Source organism: Blautia sp. TM10-2 (genome assembly GCF_003480845.1).
Lineage (GTDB): Bacteria > Bacillota > Clostridia > Lachnospirales > Lachnospiraceae > Fusicatenibacter > Fusicatenibacter saccharivorans.
In genome coordinates this window covers 73,704-88,507 of sequence record NZ_QUJZ01000014.1, presented here as the reverse complement: position 1 = coordinate 88,507, position 14,804 = coordinate 73,704, and the positions used below count along the sequence as shown (strand labels likewise).

11 protein-coding genes are annotated in these 14,804 nt (G+C 46.9%); 4 read left to right on the top strand and 7 right to left on the bottom strand.

The genetic code is table 11. The features are described 5' to 3' along the window. Window positions 1–169: 169 nt before the first annotated feature. Window positions 170–2,920 (bottom strand): alpha-mannosidase, encoded by a 2,751-nt coding sequence (locus DXD92_RS14605; protein WP_118640849.1) that lies wholly within the window; start codon window positions 2,918–2,920, stop codon window positions 170–172. Window positions 2,921–3,210: 290 nt separating this feature from the next. Here DXD92_RS14605 and DXD92_RS14600 point away from each other — a divergent pair, with 290 nt between their 5' ends. Then, window positions 3,211–4,356, top strand: coding sequence for a substrate-binding domain-containing protein (locus DXD92_RS14600; RefSeq protein WP_118640847.1), 1,146 nt, complete (start codon window positions 3,211–3,213; stop codon window positions 4,354–4,356). A gap of 7 nt (window positions 4,357–4,363) precedes the next feature. Here DXD92_RS14600 and DXD92_RS14595 read toward each other — a convergent pair whose 3' ends face one another. Beyond that, window positions 4,364–5,401 carry a helix-turn-helix domain-containing protein gene (locus DXD92_RS14595; RefSeq protein WP_158578805.1) on the bottom strand — a complete coding sequence of 346 codons (1,038 nt, stop codon included), beginning with the start codon at window positions 5,399–5,401 and terminating at the stop codon, window positions 4,364–4,366. Between the two features lie 475 nt (window positions 5,402–5,876). Here DXD92_RS14595 and DXD92_RS14585 point away from each other — a divergent pair, with 475 nt between their 5' ends. After that, window positions 5,877–6,623, top strand: a complete 747-nt coding sequence (locus tag DXD92_RS14585) for an SDR family NAD(P)-dependent oxidoreductase (protein ID WP_199696581.1) — start codon at window positions 5,877–5,879, stop codon at window positions 6,621–6,623. Between the two features lie 287 nt (window positions 6,624–6,910). Here DXD92_RS14585 and DXD92_RS14580 read toward each other — a convergent pair whose 3' ends face one another. Beyond that, window positions 6,911–7,672, bottom strand: coding sequence for a sulfite exporter TauE/SafE family protein (locus DXD92_RS14580; protein WP_118595234.1), 762 nt, complete (start codon window positions 7,670–7,672; stop codon window positions 6,911–6,913). 140 nt (window positions 7,673–7,812) lie between these two features. Continuing rightward, entirely contained in the window at window positions 7,813–8,235 is a 423-nt protein-coding gene (locus DXD92_RS14575; protein ID WP_055226165.1) for a MarR family winged helix-turn-helix transcriptional regulator, read from the bottom strand. 225 nt (window positions 8,236–8,460) lie between these two features. On the opposite strand from DXD92_RS14575, the gene DXD92_RS14570 reads away from it, so the two are divergent. Then, on the top strand, window positions 8,461–9,801 hold the full coding sequence (locus tag DXD92_RS14570) for an MATE family efflux transporter (protein ID WP_118640843.1): 1,341 nt from the start codon (window positions 8,461–8,463) through the stop codon (window positions 9,799–9,801). Between the two features lie 210 nt (window positions 9,802–10,011). On the opposite strand, the gene DXD92_RS14565 is transcribed toward DXD92_RS14570, so the two are convergent. The 3 genes from DXD92_RS14565 to DXD92_RS14555 all read right to left on the bottom strand — a co-directional run bounded on the left by DXD92_RS14565 (window position 10,012) and on the right by DXD92_RS14555 (window position 12,648). Continuing rightward, window positions 10,012–10,752 carry an energy-coupling factor ABC transporter ATP-binding protein gene (locus DXD92_RS14565; protein ID WP_117510012.1) on the bottom strand — a complete coding sequence of 247 codons (741 nt, stop codon included), beginning with the start codon at window positions 10,750–10,752 and terminating at the stop codon, window positions 10,012–10,014. 111 nt (window positions 10,753–10,863) lie between these two features. After that, window positions 10,864–11,634 (bottom strand): cobalt ECF transporter T component CbiQ, encoded by a 771-nt coding sequence (gene cbiQ / locus DXD92_RS14560; RefSeq protein ID WP_117510011.1) that lies wholly within the window; start codon window positions 11,632–11,634, stop codon window positions 10,864–10,866. A gap of 21 nt (window positions 11,635–11,655) precedes the next feature. Continuing rightward, window positions 11,656–12,648 (bottom strand): energy-coupling factor ABC transporter permease, encoded by a 993-nt coding sequence (locus DXD92_RS14555; protein WP_118595230.1) that lies wholly within the window; start codon window positions 12,646–12,648, stop codon window positions 11,656–11,658. A 435-nt stretch (window positions 12,649–13,083) separates the two neighbouring features. Here DXD92_RS14555 and DXD92_RS14550 point away from each other — a divergent pair, with 435 nt between their 5' ends. Further along, on the top strand, window positions 13,084–14,541 hold the full coding sequence (locus DXD92_RS14550) for an alpha-L-fucosidase (RefSeq protein WP_118595229.1): 1,458 nt from the start codon (window positions 13,084–13,086) through the stop codon (window positions 14,539–14,541). Window positions 14,542–14,804 lie beyond the last annotated feature (263 nt).

Genomic DNA, 14,804 nt, shown 5'->3' with positions numbered 1-14,804 from the left:
CCTCCTTTGGAAATTTTTCTCATATTTCCAGCATATAACTTGTCCCCTTTAAAGTCCAGCACATTCTTGCTTTTTCCATCCTATTCTTTTCAACCATCTTGCGCCGATCCGCCCTTCAGGCGGATCCAGACTTTCCTCCCGTTCTCACTCCCAGCTCACGCGCCAGCCGTTATTTCACAACCCCAAACGTCGCAATCTCAAACTCCCGGAGTGTCACATGATACACCCCGTTCTCATCCGGGCAAAGTACCTCACCCTTCTCTTCCACTACATTACTGCGGTAAACCTCTTTCATCCAGCTCTCCTTTCGGAAGGAAAGTACCTCATCCTGCGGCATATTGTTCACAAACCGCACAAACAGATCGTTCTTCTCAAGTCCCTTCTTAAACGCCGTCAGATGAATTCCTTCCCCTTCAAAGCGGAGGAAGCTCATTTCCAGCGGCATCTCGCCCGATACGAGTTCCGGTTTTACCTGACCCGGCTTTCTGAGCCATGCTTTCGAAAGACCGGCCTGTGCTGCTGTCAGATCCTGCTGGAATGCGTAACCCTCGGTAAATGCCTCGCCCGTCTTACCGGCTGCATACGGCACAACTTCAAACTCCAGGGTAAACGTTCCGATCTGCTGCGCCTTTGGCGTCGGGAAATAACCCCAGTCACCCATCTCCGCAACGGAGCGAAGCAGCGTTACCGCAATCGCATTCTCCTCATCCGCCAGAACCTCATATTCATACAATCCGCGGTTTGCCACAAGAAGACCATTTGTCTCATCTTCCATTGCAGCAAAACACTGCTGTCTTTCACATCCGCAGGGATTCGTCCAGGTATCATTATGACGGTTATTTCTCTTTACAACCTCAAAGGCAGAATCTGCCAGATGCGTAGACGTATTCAGACCCGTCGGCATTACAACGCGGACTCTGTGATCCTTTGCCTGATTGCAGATTGTCGTTGCAACGTGCAGGCCTTTTCCCGATTTTTCCAGTGTCAGAACCGTCTTTACTTCCATCGGAACCAGTTCCTTCGAACGGTTTGCCACACGCGTATATGGGTCAATACACATCTCACGCTGTCTCTGCAGTTCCTCTCCCATACCAGACGGAATCATCATTTCGTGACAGATCTCAACTACCGTGCGGAATGCATTTTTCTCCACACAGCGAATCTCAGCTTTCATGCCTTTCGTTGTGATTGTCTGTTTTCCAGAGTCCTGAATATAAATATATTCATTTCCCATATCTCCGGTATCTTCATAGAATCCCAGATTTTCATACGTTCTTCCGGTTTCCTTATTCAGAATCTGGTAGGAACCGTCCTCATTGACCGTAACTTTCAGGTTTTCATTTTCCAGAACGCGCTCATTCGCAAAATCTGCAGAGGTTTCCTGGTTCTGATCCGGCTCTGCCTGCTCCAGATAATATGTTGCATATCCCATCGCCGGAACTTCTGCCTCAAACGTTACCAGCACCTTCTTTGCCATATATGGCTGACGGAACCGGTCATCCGGCAGATCGTATCCGAAGGAAATTCCTGCATTTTCGATTTTTGCCGGAACTGCATTTCCGTTTGCATCGCGAAGCACCAGATTTGGCATTTCTACCGCCTCGGCCGCCTCATAACCATCCCATACAAACAGATTGTAATCGCGGAACAGGTGCAGTTCTTTTGCAATGACCTGTTTTTTCGCATTCCCGGAAGTATTCCATACAACGAATGGAATCTTTTCACTGTTTCCAGGAAGTGCCGCGGTATTCACCTGATCGGTCAGGTATTCTACACTCTCATCGTAAATCGCATCTGCCACCTGTCTGCTCTTCGCAAAGCGGGTTTTCATTTCTTCATTTACTTCATCGACGCTGCAGCCGCAGATGCTGTCATGCGGATGATTCTGCATCAGCTTTTTCCAGCTGTAAATCATCTGGTCTTCCGGGTATGCTTTGCCAAGCACCTCTGCCATGGCTGCCGCCGGTTCTGCTTTCCGCTCCAGCGCTGTTTCGCCGGCACGGTTGTCCACTTTCAGTCCCATCCAGGAGGAAGCGGTGTTTGCCAGTGTCCATCTTCCGTCTGTTTCCTGGCTTGTCAGCTCGCCTTTTACCGTAGAGAAATTCTCGGAAATTTCTTTTTCCATTGCCTTTACATAGGTTTTGAAATCCGAATGAATAAATTCAATGTCCGGGTACAGTTTCCGTGCGACACGGATTGCCTCGGTAATGTCCTTCTGCAATGGCTGATGGTCGCATCCGTTCATCATCAGAAGCTGATGTGTTGCCGCAAATCTTCTCGCATCGGCCAGTTTTTTGTCCCAGTAAACTTTTGCTTCTGCCTCATCCACCGGAATCTCCACTCCGTTGTTATACCAGTTTGCAAACAAAATACCCGGCAGTTTCGTTCCGTCCGGGGATGCCCACATCATTTCGGAATACGTGGACTCATACTGTCCTCCGGTTACCTCATTATTCGGTCCGATCGGTTTTACGCCGCGTCCGAACACAACCGCATCCATGCCCGCCTGCTTCAGCACCTGCGGCATCTGTCCCGCATTTCCGAATGCATCCGGGAAATAACCGACATTTCCGATCGCTCCGTAACGCGCTGCTTCCTGCATGCCGACCTGAAGATTGCGGACACATGCCTCACCGCTGGTCAGAAACTCATCCTGCAGAATGTACCACGGGCCAGTCTGGATTTTTCCTTCACGGACGCATTTTTTCACCTGCTCGCGTTTTTCCGGGCGCACTTCCAGGTAATCGTCCAGGGCAATCGTCTGTCCATCCAGGAAAAATCCGCCAAATTCCGGATCGTTCTCTGCTTTTTCCAAAATATTGTCTACCAGCTCAATCAGTTTCATTCTGTGTTTTTCAAAAGACTGATACCACTCTCTGTCCCAGTGGGAATGGGAAATAATATGAACAGTTGTTTTCATGATGTGTTTCCTCCTGTTATAAAAATGATTTTCAAACTTAAAACTCTTTCTATTTAAGTCTTGTTCCTGTATTGCCGTGTTGATTTGATATATCATATCATAAAAAAACGCAATGCTTCTGTCAAGTATTTCTACGTTTTTCCATGATTTTATATCATTTTCTTTTTATTTGATATATTATTTTTAGTTTGACTTATCTTTTTCCCGAGATTATAATACAAAGCAAGTCGATATCACACTTTTACAAATACAGTTGTCACCAATCATACTATTTGAGGAATTTTACAGACATGGATAGAAATAAAAGAATAACGAAACCCAAATATGAAATCATCAAAGAAGCTCTTTTAGAGCGCATCCGCACCGGACAGTTTTCTTCCGATGCCGTGTTCTGCACGGAAAAAATGCTCTCGGAGCAATATGAGGTAAGCCGCATCACAGCAAAGCGGGCGATTGAAGATCTGGAACAGCAGGGAATCCTGTATCGAAAACGCGGCGTTGGAAGCTTTGTCTCGCAGAAAATCCCACCGGTTTCCTCCTCCGCATCAGAAACCGACAGCAAATCAAAAATGGTTTCCCTGCTGCTTCCCTTTGCCACAACACAGGGAAACATTTCGGAAACGATTGGTTCCTTAAGTGCCGCACTGGCGGAAAAAGGATACTTTTTAAGCATTCATATCACCGGCTCTTCCTCTCCGAAGGAACGTGCCACACTGGAACTGCTCCGTTCTCAGAATATCGCCGGACTTGTCTACTATCCCAAGCGTGACAATATCCACCTGGAACAGTTAAACGATTTCCTGTTTGCAAACCGCCCGGTTGTCATCATCGACAAGCAGACCGACTGTCCGTATTTAAACAATGTTGTCTGCGACAATTACGATGGCGGACGGCAGCTCACCCGTCACCTTCTGGAACAAGGGCATCGCAACATCGCCTTTTTCACAACAGCTCCCCTTTCCGAAACCTCGTCGGTCCGTGATCGTTTCGGCGGATTTTTGCACGAAATAAAAGCCGTCGGAATCATGCCCGATTCCCGGCAGCTTATCACCTGGCCACATGCACTTTCTACAGAAGATGCCCTTTCAACAGAAATCACACCTTTTCAACAGCAGCTCCTTACCCTGCGGCAAAATGGAATTACTGCACTTCTCGCAGAAAATGACCAGGTTGCCGAACTCATCTTTCTCGCCTGCCGTACCATTGGCCTTAGGATTCCGGAAGATCTCTGCCTCTGTGGTTTTGATGACACGAGTCTCAGCCGAAGTCTTGAAATTACCTCTATTCATCAGGACTTTGAAAGCATCGGACGGGAAGCCAGCCGGATTCTCCTTTCCGCACTGGAAAACCCTGCGGCGGAACCGGAAAAAATTGTACTGCCGGTGACACTTGTTCCCCGGGCATCCTCGCTTCGAATGATAAAAACAGAATCCTAAAACCAGATCATTTTTCATCTGAATTTTCTTCCAGAAATTTTCGGATCTTCTCTGGCGGCAGCAATGCATAAATACTTTTATGGAATGTTGCCGCCACTTCCAGTTCTCCGTAATATCCTGTACGCACATCACAATTTCCCTGGAATGCCTCCCGCAGTGTCGCATTCAGCGCTGCTCCCTCATCACTGTCCATAAAATCTTTCAGCATCCGGCAGCAGGTGTGCGTGTTTTCATAATAGCGGCGGTATGCCGGATGAAATTCCCGCATCCATCCGCTCACGGATACACAGAACAACGCCGTCGGATGGATCACCGGCTGATAAAGAAGACGCCATTTTTCCTGCTGTACTGGATCTGCCGCAAACGCAAGCAAAGAAACTTTCAGCTCTTCCATAAAACCCGGATAATCTTCCTCCGTCAGAGAGATAATTTTCTGATTGCGCAGATACTGGTTGATATTCGTCGCATCAATCTGCTCCGGAGAAATGTACTGTAAATAACGGGACATCATTTTCAAATCCGTACCTGCGTGCTCAATCGTATGCTGTGTGATTTTCTGCCACAAAAACTGCTGATATTCCGTAACCGGCGTATCCAGATATGCCATCCACAAATACTGTGCCAGCAGCCGGGCATCCCGGGATTCCATCTGATTCCGGGTAGGATCTTCCGGGCAAAAATCGGTATCTGCAAGCATCCCCGCAAGCTGTTCAAGCGACTGGCACACAGGAAGCTGTCCGCTCAGACGATCCATTTCGCTGATCGTCTGCTGAATGGTAAGCATCTGCGACTGGAGTGCATTCAGCTGTTTATGCAGATAAAATGGTGTTGTGCGCGGCTTGTGAAGAATCGCGCGGATATCCGCCAGTGAAAGTCCTGCCTCGCGCAACTTGCGGATGATAAAAAGTTTTTGAATATCTGCTTCTGAAAAATCATGGTAACCGTTATGTTCATCAACAACAGGCGAGATCATCTTCTGATCGATATAATAATAAACCGTCCTCCTGGACAATCCTGTTTTTTTGATTACTTCCTGAATTCTCATTGTTGCACCCCGTTTTTCCTTTTGTCCAGTCATTCCCCCGCATTCTGACTGTTTCTCTTTTTTTCACTCTTTTTCTTTCTGTTTTTCCGCTTTTTTCGTTTTGATTTTATAAAAGCATACACCTGGTGTATACTTTTGTTTCCTATTATATCCTGTTTTCCCTCAAAAAGCCACGTAACAATTCTCTTTTTCCATAGAAATCTTCTGCTTTTGAGAAAAGAATGCTGTTTATTTCTGAAAAAATTTGCATTGACTGTCCACCAACGATATCCCGTATAATAAAGGAAAAGATTTGCAACAAAATTTAAGAGAAAGGAAATATCCCGTTTTTTGTATTCTCCAAAACGAATCGTCATTCAAAGTCAAATGATTTTTCATGCAAAATTCATTTTTCTCCGAATCGTTAAAAAAATAAAAACTACAGCCTGCATAATCAGTTTTCATTGATATAAAAAAACGGGATCGGGTGAATGGTATGATGTTAAAAGATAAAGTTGCAATTGTTACCGGCGGAACCAGAGGAATCGGCTATGCCATTGTGCACAAATTTCTGCAGAACGGCGCGAAAGTCGTCCTGTTCGGATCCCGGGAAGAGACCGTTGTAAAAGCGGTTGCATCTTTAAAAGAAGAAAACCCGGACTGGGAAGTTTCCGGTGCATGGCCAAAGCTGACCGATGCAGCTGCCATGGTAGATGAGATCAACAAAGTCAAAGAAAAATACGGCAAAATCGATATTCTTGTGAACAACGCCGGTGTCTCAGACAGTACACCAATTGACAAGTATACCGCAGAGCGCTTTGCCAGTGTCATGGATCTAAATGTCAACGCCATGATGAACGGCATCCTTCCAACCGTTGCTATTATGAAAGAACAGGGCGGCGGCTGTATTTTAAATACCAGCTCAATGGTCAGCATCTGCGGCCAGCCGGGCGGCGTTGCCTATCCATCCAGTAAATATGCGGTCAACGGTCTGACCTGGTCCCTCGCACGGGAACTTGGTCCTTTCCATATCCGTGTAAACGCGGTTGCACCTGGCATCACCCGTACCGATATGGTTGCCGCACTTCCAAAAGAAATGATTGATCCACTCATCAACCGCATTCCTCTTCGAAGAATTGGTGAGGCAGAAGACATTGCAAACGCATTCCTCTTCCTGGCAAGCGATATGGCTTCGTATGTAACCGGAGAAATTCTTTCCGTGGATGGTGCGATGAGATCCTGATTTATTTTTCATCCAGTTGTACACCATTTTCTGATTTTGAGGTTATCTGCGTAAAATCTATAGTTTTATGATAGAAAAAATCCTGCAAGACGTTAAACTATCTCTCAATCTTCCGCTTTCCATTTTGAAGATTGGGAGGCAGTTCATGTCCCACAGGATTTTTTCCTATATAGCAGCAGATATTCTCAATCCGATTCGCTGCTTATTGTTTTTCACCATGGAAGCAAGGGACTTCCTTGATTTGGTTAAATCATATTTGAAAACTTCTAAAGTGTCAGTCGACGTAGTTAGAAAAACAGCATCACCACTCCCAGCGCACAGAGCAAAATTCCCGTCACGCGGTTCAACATTTTCACATTTGCCCCGTTGGCCCATTTCGCTCCAATCTGTGCAAAGACCAGGGTACTGATGACACAGGCAATCAGAATTGGAATGTCCGGCGCGCCGCCGATATAAAAATGAGAGATTGCACCGGTCAGAGCTGTAAAGGCCATAATAAAGACGCTCGTTCCAACTGCTGTTTTCAGCTCATATCCGAGCACGCTTGTCAGCACCAGAAGCAGCATCATGCCACCGCCTGCTCCGACAAATCCACAGATAAATCCAATCACAACACCGCAGAGAATCGACTGCTGGATTTTCTGTTTTTCTGATTTATTTGCCTGTACTTCTTTCGTTGTCATAATCGGACGGATGATAAATTTCAGTCCGACAAACAGTGTCATCACTTTCGAAAATCCGCCCATGGTTCCATTTGGCACCAGCGAAGATACGAAGCTGCCGACCAGTGTAAAAATCAGAACAGATATCAGCATAATCACGCCATGGCGGATATCAATGTTTTTATTCTTTTTATAAGTCCAGGCACTTACTCCTGATGCCAGCACATCCGATGCCAGCGCAATGCCAATCGCCTGATAAGCCGGCATGTGTAAAAAGGTAATCAGCATCGGTGAAACAACGGCCGCTGCGGAGAGTCCCGCAAGTCCCGTGCCAAGGCCGGCGCCAAGACCAGCCACAATACATACGATAAGTTGTGTTATTGTCATAGTTTTTCTGTCATCCGCTTAGATCCGTTGCACTTTTCCTGTACTTTGCCATTTAGGGGCAGATGACTGTTTTCCTCCTCTTTCTGTTTTTGTTTTGTCTTATTTTTCTATTATGTTCTTCTCTCTGGCTTTCAGCGTTTTTATTTTTCCGTCACGTTCCTCCGAATCAGCTCGCATAATCTGAGAAATTCTTCCCTGTCTTCTCTGGAAATTCCGGAAAACAACGATTCTCCAAACGCTCTCTGGCAATCCTGTCCAAAGCGGATAATTTCTGATGCACTTTCTTCTAGCTTCAAATGCACTTTCTTGCGATCCGCCGCATCTGTTTCTTTTTGAATGTATCCTTTTTCACACAGCTTGTTCACTGCCAGTGAAACATGCGATTTCTGCATTTTCCGCACACGCACAATATCCACTGCAAGATCAAACTGGCTGTTATTCGCAAGAAACAGCAGAACATCCACTTCCGCAGCTGACAGATCATAACGCACCATGACCTTTTTTCGGTACTGGTTGTATTTTCGTTCTACCTCCACTGCAAATTGCCATTGTTCATCAAACATACTTTTTCACCTTCTTTTTTAACTTGATATTCTTATTTGTTCTATTTTGAACTTTTTTGTATAATAGTTCTTTTTTGAACATTTGTCAAGGAGTGCACACGGAAAACGTTCGAACTTATAAATCTAAAGTATTTTTATAAAGTGCAGAAAATTATATTCTTGACTCTATAATTATTGTAGGGTTTACTATAATCGTAATATTCTACAACAGGAGGTTTCCCTATCATGGAACGAAACTTAACAACCGGCAGTATCTGGAAAAATATTTTCTATTTTTCGCTGCCTTATCTCTTATCGTATTTTCTGCAGACGCTCTACGGCATGGCAGATCTTTTCATCATCGGTCAGTTTGACGGTGCGGCCGGTACAACAGCCGTTTCCATCGGCAGTCAGGTTATGCATATGATTACCGTTATCATCGTGGGACTTTCCATGGGAACGACTGTCAGCATCGCGCAGGCCGTCGGCGCAAAAGATAAAAAGCAGGCATCACGCTGCACAGGAAATACCATCACTTTATTTCTCGGTGTTTCCGTCGTGCTGATGGTAATCCTGCTTCTTCTGGTAAAGCCGATCGTACTTGTGATGTCCACACCATCCGAAGCCGTTTCCGGCACCGTCGCTTATCTGACGATCTGTTTCATTGGTATTCCATTCATCACCGCGTATAATATCATCAGTTCCATCTTCCGTGGACTTGGTGATTCGAAAAGCCCGATGTACTTCATCGCAGTCGCATGTGCGGCCAATATCGCACTCGACTATCTCTTTATGGGCGCCCTGCATCTTGGTCCATCCGGTGCCGCGCTTGGAACCACGCTTTCCCAGACACTCAGCGTCATTCTGGCACTGATTGCGATCCGCAAACATGATACCGGCATCCGTCTTACCCGGTCGGATCTCTCCCCTCAGACAGCTGTAATGGGACAGATTCTTAAAATCGGTGTTCCGATCGCCCTACAGGATGGTTTTATTCAGATCGCCTTTATCATCATTACCATCATCGCTAACCGGCGCGGTCTGGAAGCAGCGGCTGCAGTCGGTATTGTAGAGAAAATCATCAGCTTCCTGTTCCTGATTCCATCTTCCATGCTTTCCACTGTTTCGGCGCTCGGCGCGCAGAACATCGGTGCTGGAAAGCAGAAGCGTGCCGAACAGACCATGTGGTGTGCTGCACTGATTGCTGTCGTTTTCGGACTGATCGTCGCTATTACGATTCAGTTTATTTCCGTTCCTGTGGTCGGTCTTTTCACAACAGATGCGGAGGTTGCACGCCTCGGCGGTCAGTATATCCGCGGTTATATCTGGGACTGCATTTTTGCTGGAGTCCACTTCACCTTCAGCGGCTATTTCTGTGCCTGCGGACGGTCGGAATTTTCCTTCCTGCACAATATCATTGCCATTCTGCTTGTTAGAATCCCCGGTGTGTATCTGACTTCCATCTGGTTCCCGGACACGCTGTTCCCGATGGGCATTGCAACGGCATGCGGATCTCTGACCTCTATTATCATCTGCCTGCTGGTGTTTCGGTACTTAAAGAAGAAACCGATTCGTACTGCTGTATAAATTTTCTTTGGAGATATCTTTATGACAGACGATCGCAGGAAATCACCTTAATTGACAACGGAATGACAAGCGATCCAGAAAAATTTGTAACAGAAATCCGAATCCCGATTCGACCTTCGGATTCTTTTTAAAAACAACAACCGGGAATATCTGATTTTTTGATTTCAGATATCCCCGGGTGTTGTTTTCTTTTGTTTTTTTCGGCCTTTTCTACCACACCGGCTTCTGCAGGCAGAACGGCAGTTCCAGTCCATTTTCCTCGAGAAGTTCCTGGTTCGTCAAAATTTCTTTTGCATCTCCATCGCAGACAATGCACCCGCCGGACATCAGAATCACGCGACTGCACGTTTCCAGAATCATGTCGAGATCGTGCGATGCGATGATTTTCAGATGTTCAAAATCGTTCAGAATGTGGATCAGTGATCTGCGGTTTCTGGGATCGAGTGCAATCGATGGCTCGTCCATCAGGATAATATCCGGTGTCATAGCGAGAATCGTCGCGATCGATGCCATCTTTTTTTCTCCGCCCGACATTTTGTAAATTTGTTTGTCCCGCAGATGCTCGATGTGAATCTGTTTCAGTGCATGGTTTACACGTTTTTCCACCTCTTCCTCCGGCAGCCCGTAATTTCGCGGAGCAAATGCAACATCCTCAAATACCGTCGACATGAAAAGCTGGCTGTCGGAATCCTGGAAGACATAGCCGATTTTTTCGCGCACTTTGGGAAGCATCTCTTTTACAACCGGCATTTCCTCCACACGGATGCTGCCTTCGTAGTCCAGATTCAGTCCCACCAGAAGTTTCAGCAGCGTCGATTTTCCAACACCGTTCGCGCCGATCAGTCCGATGCTGTCATTTTCGTGTGCAGTAAACGTGATGTCCTGCAGAATCGGGACTGATTTTTCGTAAGAATAATTAACATGTTCAAAATTGATGTGAATATGGCTCATTTTTGATATCTCCCGACAATTCTTTTCTCTTCCCGCGTGCAGGCAACTGCACCAGGTTGCTTTTCTACTTCTTCCGACTTGTTGCAAATAGATGTCTTCCCACGCAGCGCTTCATCCCGTTACTTTCAGTACGGCAAAAAGTACAAGCCACACACCCATATACAGCCAGTCCTTCGCTTTGCACGGCTCCTTCGCTGTATAGTAAAATTCTCCCTGATAGCCACGCAAAGTCATGCTTTCATACACCTCATTTGCGCGGTCCATGCTGCGCAGAAGCAGCTGGCCGGCCAGTGTTCCCCATACCTTGAAATGAACACCCTTCTGATTCGGCGCGCGCAGACTGTACGCCTGGGTCATACGGTTTGCCTCTTCAAGAAGCACCGTGACATAGCGGTACGTCAGCAGCACCTGTGTCACCAGAATGGCAGGGATATGAACCAGACGCAGTGCATAACAGATTTTCTCGATGGATGTTGTCGCAATCAGAAGATACGCCGCCAGTACGCTGTAAATACCTTTGATCATCAGCGTCACCATGGAAAGCATCCCTGCTGTCAGCGGAGCAGTACCAATATGCCCGATTACCTGACGGTCAAAGATCGGATTGAACAGCCCCACAAAACAGACGAGCGGCAGAACAATCCGAAGCCGCCGGATGCTGTCGCTTAACGAAATTTCGCCGACAATAAAGAGCACAATCGGATAAATTCCCATGCGCAGCAGGCCGGTCAGATCGTACTTTGGAAAGGACATCGTTACGGTCAGAAAAACAATCGTCAAAACGAGTTTAACCAGTGGATGAATTTTGTTCACCCACTGGTCTTTCGCCGCAAGCATGTCCATATGATGAATTTCATATAATGCATTGCCAAGTTTATTCATTTTTCTCCTGTTCCGTGCAGCTTATGACTTTTTCTTTTTAAAGAAGCGGAATGCATAGCATGCACCGACACAGACAACAAGAACGACTGCGGATCCCGCAATTCCGGAAAAGCTGGTTCCAAATGTGGAATCGGAATTTTTAAATCCATAGTCCGGCAGAAGTGCCGTTTTTTCCTGAATTTCTTCCGCCGTTGCATGTGCGCCGGTTCCGTCGTTTTCCAGTTCCGTCGAGCCAGTCAGACGCTCCATGGACCACTCAAGTCCATCCGGATTGGAGGATGCCGCAAGAGAAACAGCTCCGCCGATCACCAGTGCTGCGATGTCTAAAATCGCAATTGTCTTCTTGAAAGAAAAGCGGCTCTTTGCCCTTTCTTCGCTGCACGAAAGCATCTCCGGACGCGCTTCATAGACGAACAGCAGAACGGCCGCTGTAATCAGGCCTTCTACAAGACCAATCGCGAGATGAATCGGCTGCATTGTTGCCACAAATACAGAAAACGGCAGATCCGTAATACCGGATGCAAGTGTTTCCAGCGCCACACTGAAAGCACCAAGCTGCAGCGTCACCACGCACCCAAGGATGGAAGCACCTACAATCTTTCCGCGCGACATTCCCTTTTTCATCATCGGACACCAGAACAGGAAATAGCCGAGAAAGCACCCATAAAACGCCATATTCCAGATGTTGCACCCAAGCGCCAGAAGACCGCCGTCCGCAAACAGCAGACACTGGATCAGCAGCACACCGATCATTGTTAAAAATGCGGCGTACGGTCCGAGTAATGCAGTCAGCATCATCCCTCCGCAGAGATGACCACTCGATCCTGTGCCCGGAATTGTAAAGTTAATCATCTGCGCCGCAAAGACAAACGCACCCATCACTCCCATCACTGGGATCTTTTTCGGGTCGCTCTCCAGGCGTACTTTTTTTACAGAAAAACCAGCTGCTCCGCCGGAACAGACATACATTGTTGCAGCCACTGCAGGCGCAACCAACGCATCAGCCATATGCATAATATTCTCCTCCTTTTTGTTTTCTGTTTTTTTCTTTTTTTTACTTTACTACGCTAAAATTCGTCCTGCAAGCCCCCGTAGGGGTTATTTTTTTAGATTTTTTTATGATCCTTTTTGTTCACTTTTACCGATTTTTTATGAACATTTTGTTTAAATTTAAAGGGTGACTTTTTAACATTTATATGGTATTCTATAGACAACACAGACGGATATCCCGGTGTCGGGAGTCCGTACACACACTATCTCGAGGACAGGATTCCTGTCCGATCCGCGGCCGCCTGCACGTCATCGGGTCGCCGCGGTTTTTTCTACAGAAAAAAGCCCTCCGGGCAGGATTCTTTCTTATTTTAGTGCCAAAACCGGCTCTTTAACGGGTTCTGGCTGTATTTTCGAGTATTGGTGTGAATTTCATCTTGACGAGAAGGAGACTCTCTTATGAGCACAGAGAACTTAGAACACGAAGATCAAAACAGAACAACGGAACCGATCATCGATATCCTGGGCAATGAAGCGCCCTCTGATCCAGAACAGGAAATTGTTTCCCAGGGTGTCCACAACTACAGCGCCGCTGAAACGTATGTGTGTCCGACCGATCCGGCTGTTCTGCAGCAGCTCGAATGGTTCCGGGATCAGAAGCTTGCGCTGATGATGCATTTTGGATTGTACTGCCAGCCCGGCATGGTTGCCTCCTGGGCATTAAGCGACAAGGATTCAGACTGGTCCCGCCACCAGGTAAACTGGACGGACGGCGAAACCTTTAAAAAACAGTATTTCGGCCTGAATCGTTCGTTTAATCCGGTCCGCTTTCAGCCGGAGGAATGGGCGCAGATGGCAGAGGACTGCGGATTCCGTTATCTTCTTCTGACCACAAAGCATCACGACGGATTCTGCCTCTGGGACACCAAATATACAGATTATAAAACAACTGCAGAGGACTGCCCGTTCCATGAACATAAAAATGCGGATATCGTAAAATCCATGTTTGATGCATTCCGTGCAAAAGGCATCGGCATCGGTGCTTATTTTTCCAAAGCCGACTGGCACTGCCCGGACTACTGGAATGAAGATCTGAGAAAAGATGGTCTGACATCCCGCGGACCTTCCTACGATCCGAAGGAATATCCCAACGTGTGGAACCGTTTTAAAGAATATACAAAAAATCAGGTTCTGGAGCTCTGTGAGAATTACGGTAAGCTGGATATTCTCTGGTTCGACGCGGGCTGGGTCTCTGAGAGCAACGGCCAGGATATTGAGCTTGGAGAGATCGTTGAGGAAGCACGTAAGATTCAGCCGTGGATTCTCTCCGTTGACCGTACAATCGGCGGCGCTTACGAAAACTACGTGACACCGGAGCTCTGCATTCCGGAAGAACCGCTGAACGTTCCATGGGAAAGCTGCCTTACCCTCGGCGTTGACTTTACGTACGAATACGGCGATCATTATAAATCTCCGCGTGAGCTTGTCGGCATGCTTGTCAACATCGTTGCCAAAGGCGGCAACATGGCACTGAACGTCAGCCCACAGCCAGACGGCCGCATCCCGGTCGATGCCTGGGACAGCCTGAACGGTTTTGGCCAGTGGATGAAAACCTTCGGCGATGCTATCTACGGAACCCGCGTCTGCGCGCCGTACCAGAGCGGAACCCTTTCGTTCACACAGAAAGGTGATTCTGTCTATGTATTCCGGTTATATCCGACGGTACAGGAATCGGTAGAGGCAGAAATTTTCGTACCGTATACCGAGACGAAGATTTCGGAGATCTGTATGGTGGAAAACGGAGAAAAGGTTGCATTCAAAGAAGTCGAAGGCGGCCTTTGCATAACTGTCCCGGCAGGATACAGACGAGGCTCCGCACCGATTGCGCTGGTGTTTGAGATGAAGAAAGAACGGTAAATCAACAAGTGTAAAATTTTCCTTGATCCATTCAGGTCGGCTGGATTAGTCATTGATACGCCTAACGTCAAAACAGTTCAAGTGCATTTCTGCACCTGAACTGTTTTTCTGCTTTGTCAATATAATTGAAAAAACTATATTCATTTAAGAAGTTGTTTCAATCCACAGTCGGTAATTTCACAGAGTCTGACTTGTCAGCAGAATGCTGACTGTGGTTTGCCTCATGTCAGTAGGGATACCGATTTCTCTCCGCCCTCCACTGC